Here is an 18,690-nt window from a genome sequence, read left to right as displayed (position 1 = left end):
GTGAGAGCCGGCCCGACCCTCCCTCATATGAAAATATGTTTTATCAAACACCTGTTATGAATTAAAGAACTATATAATCATTATCGTTTTAAGTTTACTAGCTCTTGTAACACTTCATCTGATGTTGTAATAATACGAGTATTCGCTTGGAAACCTCGTTGAGCCACAATCATCTCTGTAAATTCTTCCGATAAGTCTACGTTGGACATTTCTACTGTGCCAGGTACTACTTTACCCATCCCTGCAACAGTGGCTACTTGTGCATAGGCAGCACCAGAGTTTGCTGTTTGTTGGTAATAGTTTCCTCCAACCTTAGAAAGACCACCCGCATTCGGGAATTTAGCCATAATTAGCTGTCCTGCCCATTTGCGATCACCGTTTAGGTCCACATATTCAATCGTACCATTAGCTCCGATGCTAATTTCTTTAGCAGTCGTAGGGATACGGATTGGTCCTACCTCACCATCGTCTGGGTCTAGTACGCCATCATCATCAAATAAGTTGGCACCTTCATCTCCAGAAGCAACTGGTGCATCATCTGGATTGATACCATCATCATCAGCTTCCATTACAATTTCATCTCCAGCAGATACACCTACTAGATATTTACCATCAGCATTTACTATATAGCCATTGCTATCCATATAGAAAACACCATTACGAGTAAATAGGGTATTATTGAAACCTTCTTCGCCAATAAAACCACTATCTGGGTCTGGAGCTCCATTTGCGTCAGCTACCATGAAGAAGCCATCTCCTTCAATCCCTAAGTCAAGTCCACGCCCAGTACCTTGTAATGAGCCGCCACCATGTATTGTATCAATAGCAGCTAATTGAGAACCCAAACCAACTTGTTGTGGGTTAACACCACCTCGTGTAGCTGTTGCTGCGGATGCACCAGCTTGTGTTTGAGACATTAAATCTTTAAAAAGAACACGCCCCTTTTTAAAGCCAACAGTATTAACATTTGCGATGTTATTACCAATAACATCTAGCTTCGTTTGGAAGTTTTTAAGACCTGAAATACCTGAATACATAGAACGTAACATAAGTTTTCGTTCTCCCTTCGTTTTTTATAGGTGTGCCTCTATCAATCAGCATCACCAAGGCTTCCTTACATAAGAAGGTCCAGCCTTTAAAGCACGATCGTGCCATCAATATTTGTAAATAACTGTTGCTTTGCCTCCGTGCGATCCATTGCTGTAATGACAGTAGCATTTTTAGCACTGACAATTAAAGCTGCTTGATCCATCAAGACTAATGGTTGTTTGACACCTTTTGAGTGTGCTTCAAATACCTTATCCGATACTACCTGCCATTCTTGTTCAGAGATGTCAATTTTACGTTCAATGATCCGCTCATGCGCATGTTTGCTCACCTTTAGTTCTTGCTTTGCAGCCTCCTGTAAATGGGCTTTAAAGGATTGCTGCGATTGAATTGGCTTAGGTTGTATTGTGCGAATAGATGGATGCAAGGGTACACGATGAATTGAAAATTTATCCATCATTCTTCTCCACCTTTATTCGCTAATTACTGTAAAATCTTTATCTGTTAGTTTTTTATCATTATCTAATACGTAATAGATAACGCCATCTTTATTTGAAACAGAAACAATTCGACCTTGTAATTCTTGGTCGCCATCTTTATACGTAACATTTTTACCAATCAGTTTACTTGCCTGTACAAGCGGAGATTCTGGTACAGTATTACCGCCATCTGTATTTGTTCCAGAGCCAGCTAGTATTCCTGAAATATTACCAGGCGTTATTTCTTTCCCATCTGCTAATTTGAATACAACACTACCATCTACAAATTTCAAGGATTCAATTACACCTGTTCCTTCATTTACAACAGGATCCCCTTTTTCATCTATTTTATCTGTAATTTCATGCCATTTCACTTCTTTACCAACAAAGGATGCATAATTCATCATCTGTGTTTGTTGCTGTGATGCCAATAATGACTCCATTGTCTTTGTCATGTTTTGCATTTGTTCTAAAGAAGAAAACTGTGCCATTTGAGAAATAAATTCTCGGTCATCCATAGGATTTGTAGGGTCCTGATGCTGTAATTGTGTAATTAAAAGTTGGAGAAAGGCGTCTTTGCCAAGCTCACTATTGCCTGTTTGTTTCGTTGGTTTTTTATAATTCGAGTAATACAAATCATCCGTTATGGATGTATTGTTTACACTTTTTGTTGCATCTGCCATTATCACACCTCCTCATTGCTTAAATAGTCATCAAAGGATAGTCCTTCATCTTCATCATCATTTTTATGTTCTTGCTCTTCATCCTGTTGCTGCTTAAAGAAATTATTGAAGAAGCTTTGATCTCGTTGCTGGCGATCTGCATCTTGTAGTGATTGTGCTATATCAAGACGATCTACTTGAATGTTTTGTTGAACAAAAGCCTGTTTTAGCTGATGTGCTTGACTATCAAGTAATTCACGTCCATGAGCTGTAGAAGCTAGTAAACGAGCTGTCAGTACGCCATCATTTTGTACAAGTTCAATACGAACTGTCCCAAGATTTTCTGGGTACAATTTAATCGTTAAGCGTGTGATCCCCTGTGCATTTGAAATTTGTGCTCTATTCATAATAGCCTGCATTTCTTTTAACAAAGCCTCTGACTGAGCAGGTTTGGCAGTTGGTAATGTGACATGGAATGTATCCGGTTTTGTTTGGACTGTTTGCGGTGTAACCATGTCATTTGTGCTTGTCTCACTCTGCTTCGTCACTTGTACTTGCTGAACTACTTGCTGAAAGCCTTGTAATGGCAATGCTCCAGTTGTTTTGGTTGTTGTTAGTTGTGTAGTTTCTACTTGCGTTTGTAATGATGTTAATAGACTCTTAACCGTTGTTAATAAGTTTTCTTGTGAAGTTGTTAAGTCCGTTTTCTGTCCGACTAATTGTGCTAGCTTCAATACTTGAAGCAGTTGTGTAGCGTCTTTTGGTGTTACTTGTCCTTCACCTTGTAAAGCAGCTCCTATTTGCGCCTGCAGTATCGGCGCTTGGGCATCTACTAGTGATAGTAGCTCCCAAACATCACTAGCTTCCTTCTCTTCTCCTAGCAGCTGTTGGACTATTTTTTGAAGTTGCTCTTCATCAATACTTAATGCATTTAGTATATTTTCTAAATGAAGCATTTCATCCATTGCCACTGCTTTATTGTCTTCGCCAAGCTGAAGCATTAATAACCCATCATCATGAGGGATTCCTAGTAAATCTAGTAATTCCTCCATTGAATCAGCATTTAAAACCGCTTGTAAATCGGCTAGCTCCTTTGTTGCAGTTGGCTGCGAAGATTGGTTTGTTTGCGTTGAAGACGACATCATTTTACTAAAAACAGACCCGAAATTCGATACATTTTCTTTATTCGGAGTTCCATTGACCTTACCTTCAGGACTATTAACGGTTGAAGATTTTGCTGCCTTATTAGGTACAGACTTAGTGATCATTTGCATCATTGCTACATCCATTGTTCTTTCACCTCCTTTCATTTATCTTATTGTTTAGCCATTAACTCCGTATATTTTGCTGCATCTTTGGCATCCATTTTCTCTAATATGGCTGCTAACTTATCAGGCTTTAAATTTGTTAAAATTCGTAGCGCCTCCGCATCACTCATATTGATTAATACTGGTGCTGCAGCTTTCGGAGACATCTTATCGAACGTTGATAAAATATCATTAAAGTCACGCTTTACATCATCTTGTTGTCGATTCAATTTTTCAATTTCAAATTGCAACTGTTCTTTTTCTATCAATAACTTCTCTTTTTCAGTTGTTGTTGTATCAAGCTTTTTTTGTAGCTGTGTAATTTCAGCTTCTTTTTCTTGTATCTCTGCCTGTAAATTGACTAATTTAGAGTCGTTATTAATGGCAGCATCTTTAGCTTGTTGCTCTTCTGATGGGACAAAGGGTAAGCTTCCTATTGCCTTTTTCCCTAAATCAAAGACATTCGTATTCATTAACGTTGCCACAACAAGTAAAACCGCTACTACAAACATAATCGGTAGTACAATCCAAGTAAAAAACTTTAGAAAGCCCCCTGTTTTTTTCTTTGACCGCTCTTCTACTAACTCCGCTGTCAATCTATTGTCTTTTTTTGCCATGAAATCACCTGATTTCTCTCTTGTTATACGTTTGTAATGAAATTTCATCTAGAAAAAGGCTTTCTATACGATCTTGCTCTTGCTGGAATAGCTTCAAATCTTTTTCTCTCATTTTTTCAAATTTACGTACTTCCAAGTTTTTTTCTAATAATTTTTCCTCGTGCCAATTCATCTTCGCACGAGCTTGTATCACTTTCTGTTGTACATCTGCAATTGTTTTCTCAAGACTATCTATAAAACGACTATAATGATGAATTTCGTCAATAGATGAGCCAATCGTTAAACGCTCCTGCTGAAATGTGATTAAGTCTTCTTTCTTTTTAAGTAATTCATATAATCTTGTTGCTATTTCTTCAAAAGAACGGACAGATTCTTTATAAGCCATTTCGGTTTCGTTTTTTTCTTGCTCACGAATTGTTAACACTTTTTCAAAACGATACACATAACTGACCATCTATTTCGCACCACCGTTCGATAATGTTATTAACTCATTGACACTTTCTTCTAATGTTACTTTGTCTAAATAGCCTTGTTTAAGAAAATGCGTAATGAGCGGTTCATAATGAATGGCCTCATCAATCTCTTTAGAAGTTCCTCTTTTGTAAGCTCCAATATTGATCAAATCCTCAGATTTGTCATATGTATAGTAGAGTTCCCTTAATCGTTCAGCAGCTTTTTTATGCGCTGGCTCTGCAACATGATTCATCAAACGGCTTACGCTTTTTAAAACATTGATGGCTGGATATTGACCTTTATTGGCAAGATTTCGATCCAATACAATATGGCCATCTAATATCCCTCGCACAGTATCAGCTATTGGTTCATTCATATCATCACCATCAACTAATACGGTATAGAATGCTGTGATTGAGCCCTTTTCATTAGTACCAGTACGTTCTAATAATTTAGGCAATATCGCAAATACAGAAGGCGTATATCCTTTTTGTGCTGGTGGTTCTCCCGTAGCAAGTCCAATTTCACGTTGTGCCATGGCTACACGTGTAACGGAGTCCATCATCAGCATGACATTTAAGCCTCGATTTCTAAAATATTCAGCAATCGCTGTCGCTGTAAAAGCTCCTTTAATCCGCATTAATGCTGGTTGATCTGACGTGGCTGCAACAACAATGGAGCGACTTAAACCTTCCGCGCCTAAATCACGTTCGATAAATTCACGAACCTCACGACCACGTTCTCCTATGAGCGCAATGACATTTAAATCTGCTTGCGTGTTTCTAGCAATCATACCTAGTAACGTACTTTTTCCGACCCCAGAACCAGCGAAAATACCAACACGTTGACCATTACCAACTGTTAGCATGCCATCAATCGCCTTCACCCCTACTTCGAGTCTTTCGTCAATCGGTGGACGAGTCAGTGGGTTCGGTGGATCTTGCTCAGTAGGGACGGTCATTAACCCTTTCGGTAATAAGGTGCCATCGATCGGATTCCCCATAGAATCCAATACTTTTCCTATTAACTCAGGGCCCACTTTTACTTCTAGAGGGGCACCAGTCCCTTCAACAAGACAGCCAATAGATATCTCACGTAAAGAGGTGAATGGCATTAAGACAACAATCTCATCTTTAAAACCAACAACCTCTGCTAAAATGATTTGGTGACCATTGTTTACAGTTTCCACATGAATTTTACAGACATCGCCTATGGAACTATCTGGACCTTGCGACTCAATCATCAAGCCGACAACTCTAGTTACTCTACCAAACTTTTTAAAAGTAGGTATATGAGGAATATGTTCGATTAATTGAGCCGTTTTCATCAAGATCATTCCTTACTCTCTAATATTTCATGTAGCTTTAATCTAAGCTCATTCAATTGCTCATCAATACTAACCATAATGCGACCATGATTTGTTTCAATATAGCAATCTGTTTCATTGTCTAAATCTTCATTCACAAAAATCATAAATGGTACATCCATCGGGAACATTTCTGCTAATTCATCTCGATTAGTGGTAATTAAAGCGTAGTATGTTGGGGAAACATAAATTTTAATTTCTTTCATTTCCCTTGCTTCTTTCAACCCTCGACGCACAATTGACACAAACAGTTCGTTATCTTGCTCTAATGAGGTGCCAATAATTCGTTCTGCTGCAGTTAAGCCTAACTCTAAAATGACCGCTTCTTGATCTTCAATATATTTTTGTGCATTTTGTTTCGCTTGAATCATAACTTCATTCGCAGTTTGAAGTGAATGGGCCATTGCTTCAGAGGCTTTGTTCATACCATCTTCATAGCCTTGCCCAAACCCCTCATCATACGCCTCTTGCACTCGATTCGGTCTCTCTTCTTCCCAGCTTAACTTTAAGTGTTCAATTTCTTGGAAGTGTAATTGCTTTTCTTGTTCAAACATCTCACGTTCTGCTTGCAAAGTAGCTCTAGCTTCTGCAAGTAAACGATCTCGCTCTGCCATTATTTCATCCAATGTTAATTGATGCTGAGATGAGACTTCATGTTGGTCTGCTTCAATCGGTTCAAACATATCTCGGATTTGGATTTCTTTAATACTGTCACTATCAGACTGGGTGTAAATAGAACGGATGATTCTAGACAATGACGTCATCTCCTCCACCACGAGCAATAATAATCTCTCCAGCATCCTCTAGACGACGAATAACAGCAACAATTCGAGATTGCGCCTCCTCTACGTCACGTAATCGTACAGGTCCCATAATTTCCATTTCTTCTTTAAATGTATCAGCCATACGCTGTGACATATTGCGGAAAATAATATCTTTTACTTCTTCACTTGATACCTTCATTGAAAGCAGTAAGTCTTCGTTTTCACAGTCACGAATAACACGTTGAATGGAACGATTGTCGAGTGTAACGATATCTTCGAACACAAACATACGTTTCTTGATTTCCTCTGCAAGTTCTGGATCCTGTATTTCAAGTGCATCGAGAATTGTTTTTTCTGTTTGTCGATCTACGCCATTTAATACTTCTACGACAGCATCAATACCACCTGTTTCAGTGTAATCCTGTGTAACTGTTGACGATAATTTACGCTCTAATACAGATTCAATTTCACTAATTACTTCTGGAGAAGTCGATTCCATTACTGCTATACGTTTAGCAATATCCGCCTGTACTTCCTGTGGTAGTGAAGATAAAATAACACCCGCTTGCCCCGCCTCTAAATAAGAGAGAATCAGGGCAATTGTTTGTGGATGTTCATTTTGAATAAAGTTAAAAATTTGTGCTGGATCAGCTCTTCTAGCAAAATCAAACGGACGCACTTGTAGAGAAGATGTTAGACGATTAATAATCGTTTGCGCTTGTTCAACACCAAGCGCTTTTTCTAATACTGTTTTCGCGTAGCCAATACCACCTTGTGTGATATAGTCTTGCGCTAGTGCGATATTGTGAAATTCTTCAATAATCTCTTCTTTGACATTTGATTCTACTTTTTTGACACTTGAAATTTCTAATGTTAAACGTTCAATTTCTTCCTCTGTTAAGTGTTTATAGACAGAAGCTGAAACCTCAGGCCCTAATGAAATTAACAAGAGTGCGGCCTTTTGTTTTCCGGTTAATTCCTTATCTTTCTTGGACACAGCCGAACCTCCTAGTTAGTCTTCCGCAATCCAACTACGCAGTAACTTTGCAAAATCGTCTGGCTTTTCTTTAGCCATTTTTTCAAGCTGCTTACGACGCATTGTAGCTTCCGTTTCAATTTCTTCATTAATATCATCAATCATTAATTCTTCTTGTTCTTCTAGGATACTTAGCTCTTCTTCTTCCTGCGCACGCTTACGAGAACGGATAATAAAGAATGCTAGTAATAAAATAACAGCTAATAAGATACCGCCAATGACCCAAACCCACCATGGGATAACTGGTTTTTCATCAGCGACCTCTGTCGCTTTACCATATAAAGGTTGTACTGAAACAGCTACTTTCTCGTCAATTTGCTCTTGTGTAAGTTCTGCTGCCACATCTTTGGAAATTGTTGTACGAACTATTGTACTTAAAATTTTCTCGATATCTTCCCGAACACCATCTGGTAATGACGCTGCATCTGTCGCTGTTGGTGGTTCAACAATGACTTGAATTCCAATATCTTGAACTTTATAAGGAGCTTCTTGGATATCTTTACGTATACGATTCACGTCATTATTGATCGTTTCCTCTGTACGTTCATAATCACCATTTCCTGTTACACCTTCGTTATACGTTGTGAAGTTATCTGTAGTTGTTTCAGCTTCAGGTGTTCCTGCAGCTGCTGCGCCTGTACCAGAATACTGCTCTGTAATTCGTTGAGCACTAATTGCGATACCTTCCATATTTTCTTCATCAACAGGTGTCACAAGGTTTTCTTCACGATTTTCTTTCTTGAAGTCAATATCCGTCGTGACAGAAACCATCACTTTATCTTGTCCCATCAACGTTCCTAGCATATTTTGCACTTGACGCTGTAGATCACGTTCTACTAATTTCTTCATTTGTAATTGACCTTCGGCTGTCGCTGTGGAAGTACCATCAGTAGTAGCAGCATTCAAATCAAAGTACTCTGAGAATTGATTAGAGATTACGATGTTTTCAGTTTTTAAATTGGGAATACTTTTTGACACCAAATTGTACATAGTAGTAATTTGCTGTTCTGTAAATTTATAGCCAGGGTCTGTATTTAAAACAATAGATGCCGTTGCCTCGCCTTGCACATCCGTTACGAATACCCCTTCTTCAGGAACTGTAATCATTACTTTGGCATCTTTTACACCCTCTAAATTTTTAAAAAGCTTAGCAATTTCAGTTTCAGTTGCTGCTTTTTTTAAGAGGTTAAATTCATTATCTGTCATACCAAATCCTGAACTATTAGCAAATGAGTAATCAATTGTACCTGTTTGCGGATAGCCCTCTGAAGCTAATTGTACTAACAAGGAGTCAACTTGCTCTTCTGGCACTAAAATAGATGTTCCACCTGGAGCAATTTCATAGTTCACACCTTGGGAATCTAGTGCTTCCTTTACTTGTCCAATTTCTCTTGTTGATAAATCTTTATAAAGTGGAACATATGTAGTTTTCGAAGCAAAAAACGTCACGATGGCTGCAAGTGCGATGACGCCTACCACGGAGCCAATCATAACTATTTTTTGCTTTTTACTTCGACTTGTCCAAAATTGACTGGTGTCGTTTTTTATTTTCGTCAATCGTTCATTCATTATGAATCCTCCGGTTATAGTGAATAACCTAGCCATCAATAATTTGCGAACATAATGAGTCCACTATAGTAGTGGTTATTAATCTAGTTTGAAAAGAGTTTCCTTATCTAGACAATAAAATTAAACACTCATTCGCATTATTTCTTGGTAAGCTTCAATCACCTTATTGCGAACTTCAATTGTTGCGTTTAATGTAATGCTCGCCTTTTGTGAAGCAATCATCACTTCATGCAACTCCACATCTTCACCTTTAATTAGCTTTTGAGTAAACTTATCAGAAGTTATTTGCTGATCATTTACTTTGGCTATTGCTTCTTTTAACGAGTTCGCGAAGCTTTGTTGCGCTTCATAAGGTGTTGTATTGAGTTTATTTGTTTCATTTACAACCTGAGTAGGTGTCATTAGCGAAACGGACGAAATAGTCATTATGTATCTTCCTTTCTACTTATTTATTTACCAATCTCTAAAGCCTTTGTTAGCATGGATTTATTTGCGTTAAATACAGTTATATTCGCCTCATAGGAACGTGTAGCTGACATTAAATCTACCATCTCTTTCAATGGATCAACATTTGGCATATTCACATAACCATCTGCATTTGCATCTGGATGAGTTGGGTCATAAACAAGTTTGAAAGGTGTTTCTTGATCTTCTGAAATTCGAGAAACTTTCACACCATTGCCAACACCACTTTTCGCATTTTTACCAAGGGCTACATTCAGAAATTTCGAGAATTGTCCTTCTTGTGCTGCGAACGTCACAGACTTACGTCGATACGGTTCCCATTCCCCATTCACTTGACGAGCACGAGTCGTATCCACGTTTGCCATATTGGAAGAAATAACATCCATTCGTAATCGTTGCGCTGTTAAAGCAGAGGCAGTGGTATTCATCCCATGAAATATAGACATCTATTACTTACCTCCCTTTATAACGGTATTCAATGTGTTTAATTTTCCATTAACACGGTCAATTAAAGCATTGTAATAAATTTGATTCTCTGCTAATTTTGCCTGCTCAGCATCCATATCTACAGCATTGCCATTATTTCTATATCGCAAGTTCTCGACATTATTAACGCCAGGCGTAGATTGTCGAATTGTGAAATCATAATGTCTGCTGTCAGTACGATATGCGGAAATAGACATACTTTGCTGTTCTACCAACATATCCTTAAAACTAACATTTTTCGCCTTATAATTAGGCGTATCGACATTCGCAATATTGTTTGCGATTGTTTTATGATTCAAAGTTGCATAGGAAAGTCCGTTTTCCAGGCTACTAATAGTTCCACCAAATAAATTCAAAACTGTTCACCTCATTTTATTTCAATTTATGTACTTGTTAATTTATCCAATAATACAATTGTAATTAAGATGATACCTAGTGTCTATTGTCTTTTGTCACTTTTTAATAGTCTATCCGCCCTATTTTTTCTAATGTATAACCATGACAAAACTTCTGCATCCCTTATGTCTCTAAGGTTTATCAAAGGTTATTAGACATCTAGTTATTTTACACCATTTCGACAGTGTTTACGGTTTTTGTATTAAATATGCCTTTTTCTGAGCTTTATCGCCTTATAAATATTGACTAAATAAAGGTCCCATTTTACTAGTTCAATCAACACAAGCATATTTTGCCTATAAATGTGACACATATTTGAACAAGTTTTTCACCATTCTTCTAAAGTAACACACATTACATTTTTATATGCTAAAGGTAGTGACGATTTTTTGAACAGCATTAGGAAGAAAGAAATAAGAACCTACAATAATCAGCATTTTTGTACTTATGGCAAAAAAATAAGCACAAAAATCCCCTCCCTCACGGGCTAATACACACAAAAAAGCGCCTAGTTTTACCCTAGACGCTTTCAGAATCTTCTTAAAGAAGTATTTATTTCATTTTAATTTCTGCTAAAGCATTTAAGAATTTATCGTTTAGCACTTTAATATAAGTACCTTTCATACCTAAAGAGCGAGACTCAATGACACCAGCAGATTCAAGTTTACGTAATGCGTTGACAATCACTGAACGCGTAATACCCACACGGTCAGCAATCTTAGAAGCAACTAGTAAGCCTTCATTGCCATCAAGTTCTTCGAAGATATGCTCAATTGCTTCTAACTCACTGTATGAAAGTGAATTAATAGCCATTTGTACGACAGCTTTGCTACGAGCTTCTTCTTCAATTTCTTCTGATTTTTCACGTAAAATTTCCATACCAACTACTGTCGCACCATACTCTGCTAAAATTAGATCATCATCTTCAAATTGTGAAGATAAACGAGCAAGGATTAATGTACCTAAACGTTCACCACCACCAACAATCGGTACAATTGTTGTTAAAGCGTTTTGGAATAAATCTTTGTTTTCAACTGGGAAAGCAGTATGTTCGTTGTTAATATCTAAATTTGATGATGTTTCAGAGATCGTAAACAAGCTATGTGTGTATTCTTCTGGGAACTGTCTCTCTTCGAACATTTTTTTCATACGCTCATTTTCAATTTGTTGGTGAATTGAAATACCTAATAATTTTCCTTTGCGACTTAAAATATAGACATTACTATCAATAATATCGCCTAATGTATCGGCCATTTCCTTAAAGTTTACTGGTTTACCAGCAGATGCTTGAAGCATCGAGTTAATTTTACGTGTTTTTTCTAATAAATTCATTATATGTTCCTCCTATAAATAATCCGAAGAGTATTTATTAAATATTCTAAAGGTTTTTATTATTGAATGATACTAATTAGCTTTTTCTTACAATATAAACCGTGACAAATCTTTGTTTTTTACTATACCCGCAAGTTTTTGATCTACATACGCAGCATTGATCGGGATACTTGCTGGTGCTATTTCAGAAGCTTCAAACGATAGTTCTTCAAGTAAACGTTCTAATATCGTGTGTAATCGACGGGCTCCGATATTGTCAGTTTCCTGATTAACCTCAGTAGCAATTTCAGCAATTCGTTCAATAGCATCAGTTGTGAAATGAATTTCCACGCCTTCCGTTTCTAACAATGCCTTATATTGCAAAATAAGTGATTGGTCTGGTTCTTGTAAAATACGTACAAAATCCTGTTTTGTTAATTTTTCAAGCTCTACACGAATTGGAAAGCGTCCTTGCAATTCGGGAATCAAATCTGATGGCTTCGACATATGGAATGCACCAGCAGCCACAAACAGCATATAATCTGTTTTCACCGCACCGTATTTCGTTGTAACAGTTGAACCTTCAACGATTGGTAAAATATCTCGTTGGACACCTTCACGTGAGACATTTGCTGAAGAATTACCTTCTTTACTAGCAATTTTATCGATTTCATCAATAAAAATGATACCTGTTTGCTCAGCTCTAGTAATAGCTTCTTGTGCCACTTCATCTGCATCTATCAGCTTATTCGCTTCTTCAACTGTTAAAATACGACGTGCGTCCTTCACTTGTACACGACGTTTTTTCTGTTTCTTCGGCATCAAACTGGATAACATATCCTGCATGCCACTATTCGCAGACATATCCATTCCCGTTCCTTGTAACGCATCAAAAATAGATGGATTTTGTTCTGTTACCTCTACAGTAACCCACTCATTTTCTAATTTACCGTTGCGTAAATCAATCGCAATTTGTGCACGCTTAGAGCGTACTTCAACCTCATCTGTTGAAGAATCATCAGTCGTTGGTTGCTCTTTACCACCAAATAGCATTTCAAACGGATTTTGCATCGCCTGTTTCTTACGTAAAGAAGGCACCAAAAGTTTCACAATCGCTTCATTTGCTAATTCTTCTGCTTGTTCCTTAACAGACTCCATCATTTCTTCCTTTACTAGACGATGTGAGGCTTCTACTAAGTCACGTACCATTGACTCAACATCACGTCCTACATAACCTACCTCAGTAAACTTTGTCGCTTCAACTTTCACAAAAGGAGCATTTGTAAGCTTAGCAATTCTTCTGGCAATTTCCGTTTTTCCGACACCTGTTGGTCCAATCATTAATATATTTTTAGGAATAACTTCATCCTTCATATCCTCATGTAACAACGAACGACGATAGCGATTACGTAACGCAATGGCTACAGCGCGCTTAGCTTCATTCTGCCCAACAATATAACGATCTAAATGCTCAGTAATTTGTCTTGGCGTTAAATTTTTTTGCGTCATTAGTTCAGCGCCTCCACGATAATATTATGATTCGTAAATACACAGATTTCAGCAGCTGTTTCTAATGCCGCCTCAGCAATTTCACGAGCAGTCATTGTTTCACCTGCATATTTTTTCAATGCTCTACCTGCGGATAATGCATAATTTCCACCAGAACCAATAGCCAAAATGCCATCATCCGGTTCAATGACTTCCCCTGTACCTGAAACGAGTAGCAATGTCGTTTTATCCATTACTAATAACATCGCTTCTAACTGGCGAAGCATTTTATCACCGCGCCACTGCTTTGCTACTTCCACTGCTGCACGCTGTAAATTACCATTATACTCATTTAGTTTGCCTTCAAACATCTCAAAAAGTGTAAATGCATCAGCGACGGAACCTGCAAAACCTGCAAGGACCTGCCCATTAAACAGACGTCTGACCTTTTTTGCTGTTCCCTTCATCACAACTGCATTTCCCAATGTTACTTGACCATCACCAGCCATGGCACAGCCTCCGTTATGATGAACTGCAAATATCGTTGTCGCATGAATTTGTCCCATCTGCCTTCCTCCTTAGCTCTATTATGCCCTTGGATGGGCATTCATATATGTTTGACGAAGATGCTCTTTTGTTACATGTGTGTAAACTTGTGTAGAAGATAAATGTGAGTGACCTAATAACTCCTGCACTGTCCGCAAATCTGCGCCATTATTCAATAAATGTGTGGCAAAAGTATGGCGAAGCATGTGTGGGTAAATTTTCGTATGGAGTGAGGCCTTGTCAATCATTTCGTTTAAAATATGACGTACCCCTCGAGGAGTAAGTTCCCCACCACGCATATTGACAAACAACTGCTGGTGACTAGTTTTTTTCATCAATCGTGGACGAGCTTGCTCTATGTAGTCCTGCATTGCTAAACTCGCAAATTGACCAAATGGAATAATTCGTTCTTTTCGACCTTTTCCCATTACCCGTATAATCGAATAATGAAAATCTACATCCTCTACTTGGATTGAAGTCAGTTCACTTACACGAATACCTGTCGCATACAACAGCTCTAATATAGCTATATTTCTCAATGATTTCAAATCATCACCAGTATTCGCATCAAATAGCTGCTTCAATTCTTCTTCGTAGAAAAAATTGGGTAAACGTGATTCTTTTTTTGGATGATAAAGAGAACGAAATGCTCCGTCATCTAATCCGTACTGTCTATTTAGAAAGCGAAAAAAGGAGCGTATCGAGGAAATTTTCCTAGAAATAGAGGCCCTTGCCCTTTTCTCATCGTACAACTTTGTTACATAAAGACGTGCATGTATATATTCAACACTCGCTAAATCATCGATGCCCTCTCTTTGTAAAAAGGTTAAAAAATCTAGCAGGTCTGATTCATATTCTCGCACTGTATGAACAGAGAAGTTCTTTTCAACTTGGATGTAAAGCATGAACTGTTCGAGTGCATCTTGGGACGAAACTAACATGGAAAGATTCACCACCAATGATTTATTAATAATTTTCTCAAATGACTGACACTTGTAATATAACGGATAAATATTTCTTTGTCATCTCTTACAAGTTTGTATCGTTTTTCATTTCATTAATAAACATACATACTGACACTAAACCTATCTTCAGAATATAGCAAGTGTAATTAGTTATAAATTGAGAAAATCTTCATACAAAATAATAAAATACGTCTAATTAAGCATTTTGTCTACAAAAAGAAAAAGCCTCTAAGAGTATATCAACTTTTAGAGGCTTTTTGCAATTAAATTGTTTGTGAATTCACAAAATTGTGAATTGAGCTTATTGCGCGTGTTGCATGCATTTCCGCACGCTCTGGTTTTGAACGACGACCAGGTGGTAATTCAGGGAATATACCGAAGTTAACGTTCATCGGCTGGAAGTTTTTTGACTGTGCTTCTGTTATATAACGCGCCATACTTCCTAATGCCGTTTCGAATGGGAAAATAATAGGCTCTTGTCCAAGTGCTAAACGAGCTGCATTAATTCCTGCAATTAATCCACTTCCTGCTGATTCAACATATCCTTCTACACCCGTCATCTGACCTGCAAAGAAAATATTCTTATGCTCACGAAGCTGATACGTTTTTTCTAAAACTTTTGGTGAATTAATGAATGTATTTCGGTGCATGACGCCATAACGTACAATTTCTACATTCTCTAACCCTGGAATTAGCTGTAGCACTTCCTTTTGTGGACCCCATTTTAAATGAGTTTGGAAGCCTACAATGTTGTAAAGGGTACCAGCAGCATCATCTTGACGAAGTTGCACAACCGCATACGGACGTTTTCCTGTTTTTGGATCTTCAAGACCAACTGGTTTCATCGGTCCAAATAACATGGTTTTCTCTCCGCGAGCTGCCATAACTTCAATCGGCATACAACCCTCAAAGTAAATTTCTCTTTCAAATTCCTTCAATGGCACAACTTCTGCTTCGATCAAGGCTTGACGGAAACGATCAAATTCTTCCTTTGTCATAGGACAGTTTAAATAAGCCGCTTCTCCTTTATCGTAACGAGATTTCAAATAAACTTTATCCATATCTATGCTATCTTTTTCGATAATAGGTGCTGCTGCATCGTAGAAGTATAAGTAATCCAAGCCTGTTAAACCTTGAATTTTTTCAGCTAAAGCTTTTGATGTTAGTGGACCTGTAGCAATAACTGTTATACCTTCAGGAATTTCTGTGACTTCTTCATGAATGACCTCCACAAGTGGATGGTTTTTCACAGTCTCTGTCACATAGCCCGCAAATTCATGACGGTCTACCGCCAATGCACCTCCAGCTGGTACTGAACACTGATCTGCTGCCTTTAAGATAACTGAATCTAACGTACGCATCTCTTCTTTAATAACGCCTACAGCATTTGTTAAACCATTTGCACGCAATGAGTTAGAACAAACAAGCTCTGCAAATTTATCAGTATGATGTGCCGGAGTTTGCTTTACTGGACGCATTTCATAAAGTCTTACTTTTACCCCACGCTTTGCAATTTGCCATGCAGCTTCACTACCAGCAAGACCTGCTCCTATTACATTTACTACTTGTTCAGTCATGTTTCTTACCATCTTCCTATCATTGAGTTGGTGCTTCTTCATAGTCACATTTCGTACATTGAATTTGCACACCTTTTTTTATCTTTTTCTCTACTAATAATGCATTACATTTTGGACATGGTCTACTAATTGGCTTGTCCCATGATACAAATTCACATTCTGGATACTGATTGCAACCATAGAATAGACGTTTTGTTTTACTTTTTCGCTCCACAATTTCGCCTGTTTCACAGGAAGGACATTTTACACCAATTGGTTTCATAATAGCTTTTGTATTTCTACAATCTGGGAAGTTTGAGCAAGCCATAAATTTACCATAGCGACCCAGTTTAAAGACCATAGGAGATCCACAAAGTTCGCAATCCTCTCCAGCAGGCTCATCTTTAATCACAACTTTTTCCATAGCTTCATCCGCATGTTTTACATGCACTTCAAAATCTGTATAAAACTCTTCCACAACACTTTTCCATTGACGGTTGCCTTCTTCAATATCATCTAAATCTTGTTCCATTTGTGCTGTAAATTCGATGTTTATGATATCTGGGAAAAATTCTAGTACGAGTTGATGTACAATTTCACCTAGCTCTGTTGGCATAAAGCGTTTAGCATCTAATACAACATAGCCACGGCGCTGAATTGTATCGAGGGTCGGTGCGTATGTGGATGGGCGCCCAATGCCTAGTTCTTCCATAGTTTTAACAAGCCGCGCCTCTGAATAACGTGGTGGTGGCTGTGTAAAATGTTGTTTAGGCTCAATTTCGAGCGATTTTACTTGATCACCAATTGCCATCTCAGGTAAAAGCTTTGTCGTCTCCTCTGTTTGATCGTCAGTACCTTCGATATATAGTTTCATAAAGCCTGCGAATTTAACTTGTGAGCCGTTTGCACGAAATAGTACATCACCATTTTGAATATCTACAGCTACTGTATCAAGAACTGCTGGTGCCATTTGGCTCGCGATAAAGCGCTCCCAAATTAAACGATATAAACGTAACTGATCACGACTAAGAACTGCTTTTAATTCTTCTGGTGTTCTCATTGTACTCGTTGGACGGATCGCCTCATGAGCATCCTGTGCATTCGAAGCCTTCTTCGTTTGTTTTATATCTGTTGCAATAAATTCTTTGCCATATTTTCCTTCAATATAAGTAACCGCTTCTGCTTTTGCCGTATCTGAAATACGTGTGGAATCGGTACGCATATAGGTGATTAACCCGACTGTTCCCTCTTTTTTCCCAATATCAATACCTTCATATAATTGCTGAGCTAGCATCATCGTTTTCTTAGCTCGGAAATTTAATTTTCTTGCTGCCTCCTGCTGTAAGGAAGATGTTGTAAAGGCTGGTGCAGCATTACGTTTGCGTTCTTTTTTCGTAACATTGACAACATCAAAGTTTGTTCCTTTTACATCTTTTAATATTGCCTTTACTTGTGCCTCATTTGTTAATTTAATTTTTTCTTTACCATTTCCATAGTAAAGCGCATCAAATGTTTTTTTACCTTTTTCAAACGTTCCTTCAATTGTCCAATACTCTTCTGGTTTAAAGTTCTTAATTTCATTTTCACGATCAATGATCATACGTAGCGCTACAGATTGTACACGCCCTGCAGATAAACCTTTTTTCACTTTTTTCCACAGTATCGGACTAATGTTATAGCCAACAAGTCGATCCAGAATACGTCTTGTTTGTTGTGCATCTACTAAATCCATATTGATTGGACGTGGGTTTTTAAAGGAATCTATTATCGCATCTTTGGTAATTTCGTTAAATACCACACGACAATCCGAGTGAATATCAATATTTAGCGCAGTCGCAAGGTGCCAAGCAATCGCTTCTCCCTCGCGGTCTGGATCGGCCGCTAGATATACTTTCTTCACTTTTTTAGCCGCAGATTTTAATTCCTGTAAAACAGGTCCTTTACCGCGTATCGTAATATACTTAGGCTCAAAGTTATTTTCAGCACTAACACCCATTTGGCTACGTGGAAGATCTCGTACGTGTCCAACCGACGCTTTTACTTTATATTTCTTTCCTAAATATCGTTCAATCGTTTTTGCTTTTGCTGGTGATTCTACAATCACTAAATAATCCGCCATCTATGTCTCCCCCTTAGCGAGGTCTATTACTAATTTTTTTAAGTTACCTGTTGCAAAA

Annotated in this window: 19 protein-coding genes; all 19 read right to left on the bottom strand. The window is 37.9% G+C overall.

The genetic code is table 11. From position 1 onward, the window contains the following. Nucleotides 1-80: 80 nt before the first annotated feature. The 19 genes from flgG to topA all read right to left on the bottom strand — a co-directional run bounded on the left by flgG (nucleotide 81) and on the right by topA (nucleotide 18,632). Nucleotides 81-1,049, bottom strand: coding sequence for a flagellar basal body rod protein FlgG (flgG, locus tag V6670_RS05295; protein ID WP_141903464.1), 969 nt, complete (start codon nucleotides 1,047-1,049; stop codon nucleotides 81-83). Between the two features lie 86 nt (nucleotides 1,050-1,135). Beyond that, nucleotides 1,136-1,504, bottom strand: a complete 369-nt coding sequence (locus V6670_RS05290) for a TIGR02530 family flagellar biosynthesis protein (RefSeq protein WP_058843517.1) — start codon at nucleotides 1,502-1,504, stop codon at nucleotides 1,136-1,138. 15 nt (nucleotides 1,505-1,519) lie between these two features. Continuing rightward, on the bottom strand, nucleotides 1,520-2,209 hold the full coding sequence (flgD, locus tag V6670_RS05285; RefSeq protein ID WP_141903463.1) for a flagellar hook assembly protein FlgD: 690 nt from the start codon (nucleotides 2,207-2,209) through the stop codon (nucleotides 1,520-1,522). 2 nt (nucleotides 2,210-2,211) lie between these two features. Next, nucleotides 2,212-3,477 (bottom strand): flagellar hook-length control protein FliK, encoded by a 1,266-nt coding sequence (locus V6670_RS05280; protein ID WP_338652987.1) that lies wholly within the window; start codon nucleotides 3,475-3,477, stop codon nucleotides 2,212-2,214. A 26-nt stretch (nucleotides 3,478-3,503) separates the two neighbouring features. Continuing rightward, nucleotides 3,504-4,112 carry a hypothetical protein gene (locus V6670_RS05275; protein WP_141903461.1) on the bottom strand — a complete coding sequence of 203 codons (609 nt, stop codon included), beginning with the start codon at nucleotides 4,110-4,112 and terminating at the stop codon, nucleotides 3,504-3,506. A 4-nt stretch (nucleotides 4,113-4,116) separates the two neighbouring features. Then, nucleotides 4,117-4,566 (bottom strand): flagellar export protein FliJ, encoded by a 450-nt coding sequence (gene fliJ / locus V6670_RS05270; RefSeq protein ID WP_141903460.1) that lies wholly within the window; start codon nucleotides 4,564-4,566, stop codon nucleotides 4,117-4,119. Beyond that, nucleotides 4,567-5,892 (bottom strand): flagellar protein export ATPase FliI, encoded by a 1,326-nt coding sequence (gene fliI, locus V6670_RS05265; protein ID WP_338654497.1) that lies wholly within the window; start codon nucleotides 5,890-5,892, stop codon nucleotides 4,567-4,569. A 5-nt stretch (nucleotides 5,893-5,897) separates the two neighbouring features. After that, nucleotides 5,898-6,686: a flagellar assembly protein FliH gene (gene fliH, locus V6670_RS05260; RefSeq protein ID WP_338652986.1), complete on the bottom strand. Its 789-nt coding sequence runs from the start codon at nucleotides 6,684-6,686 to the stop codon at nucleotides 5,898-5,900. Continuing rightward, nucleotides 6,679-7,692, bottom strand: a complete 1,014-nt coding sequence (gene fliG / locus V6670_RS05255) for a flagellar motor switch protein FliG (RefSeq protein WP_036124740.1) — start codon at nucleotides 7,690-7,692, stop codon at nucleotides 6,679-6,681. Before fliG ends, fliH begins: the two co-directional genes overlap by 8 nt. 15 nt (nucleotides 7,693-7,707) lie before the next feature. Next, entirely contained in the window at nucleotides 7,708-9,300 is a 1,593-nt protein-coding gene (gene fliF / locus V6670_RS05250) for a flagellar basal-body MS-ring/collar protein FliF (RefSeq protein WP_141903458.1), read from the bottom strand. A gap of 120 nt (nucleotides 9,301-9,420) precedes the next feature. Continuing rightward, nucleotides 9,421-9,726 carry a flagellar hook-basal body complex protein FliE gene (fliE, locus tag V6670_RS05245; protein ID WP_036124744.1) on the bottom strand — a complete coding sequence of 102 codons (306 nt, stop codon included), beginning with the start codon at nucleotides 9,724-9,726 and terminating at the stop codon, nucleotides 9,421-9,423. A gap of 23 nt (nucleotides 9,727-9,749) precedes the next feature. Then, the gene (flgC, locus tag V6670_RS05240) at nucleotides 9,750-10,211 is read right to left on the bottom strand and encodes a flagellar basal body rod protein FlgC (protein ID WP_036124747.1); all 462 of its coding nucleotides are present in this window, start codon (nucleotides 10,209-10,211) and stop codon (nucleotides 9,750-9,752) included. A 3-nt stretch (nucleotides 10,212-10,214) separates the two neighbouring features. Next, entirely contained in the window at nucleotides 10,215-10,607 is a 393-nt protein-coding gene (gene flgB, locus V6670_RS05235; protein WP_036124750.1) for a flagellar basal body rod protein FlgB, read from the bottom strand. A gap of 592 nt (nucleotides 10,608-11,199) precedes the next feature. After that, nucleotides 11,200-11,979 (bottom strand): GTP-sensing pleiotropic transcriptional regulator CodY, encoded by a 780-nt coding sequence (gene codY, locus V6670_RS05230; RefSeq protein WP_004229266.1) that lies wholly within the window; start codon nucleotides 11,977-11,979, stop codon nucleotides 11,200-11,202. An 87-nt stretch (nucleotides 11,980-12,066) separates the two neighbouring features. Further along, nucleotides 12,067-13,467: an ATP-dependent protease ATPase subunit HslU gene (gene hslU / locus V6670_RS05225; protein WP_338652985.1), complete on the bottom strand. Its 1,401-nt coding sequence runs from the start codon at nucleotides 13,465-13,467 to the stop codon at nucleotides 12,067-12,069. Next, nucleotides 13,467-14,012: an ATP-dependent protease subunit HslV gene (hslV, locus tag V6670_RS05220; protein ID WP_036124754.1), complete on the bottom strand. Its 546-nt coding sequence runs from the start codon at nucleotides 14,010-14,012 to the stop codon at nucleotides 13,467-13,469. The genes hslU and hslV overlap by 1 nt, the downstream gene beginning before the upstream one ends. Nucleotides 14,013-14,033: 21 nt before the next feature. Beyond that, nucleotides 14,034-14,933: a tyrosine recombinase XerC gene (gene xerC / locus V6670_RS05215; protein ID WP_141903457.1), complete on the bottom strand. Its 900-nt coding sequence runs from the start codon at nucleotides 14,931-14,933 to the stop codon at nucleotides 14,034-14,036. Between the two features lie 287 nt (nucleotides 14,934-15,220). After that, nucleotides 15,221-16,534, bottom strand: coding sequence for an FADH(2)-oxidizing methylenetetrahydrofolate--tRNA-(uracil(54)-C(5))-methyltransferase TrmFO (gene trmFO / locus V6670_RS05210; RefSeq protein ID WP_338652984.1), 1,314 nt, complete (start codon nucleotides 16,532-16,534; stop codon nucleotides 15,221-15,223). A 19-nt stretch (nucleotides 16,535-16,553) separates the two neighbouring features. Further along, the gene (gene topA / locus V6670_RS05205) at nucleotides 16,554-18,632 is read right to left on the bottom strand and encodes a type I DNA topoisomerase (RefSeq protein ID WP_338652983.1); all 2,079 of its coding nucleotides are present in this window, start codon (nucleotides 18,630-18,632) and stop codon (nucleotides 16,554-16,556) included. Nucleotides 18,633-18,690: the final 58 nt, after the last annotated feature.

The sequence above is a fragment of the Lysinibacillus sp. Y5S-8 genome, from assembly GCF_036894365.1.
In the GTDB taxonomy this organism is placed as follows: Bacteria; Bacillota; Bacilli; order Bacillales_A; family Planococcaceae; genus Lysinibacillus; species Lysinibacillus fusiformis_D.
The sequence above is the reverse complement of the archived record's forward strand: the minus strand, read 5'-3'. Positions and strand labels throughout refer to the sequence as shown.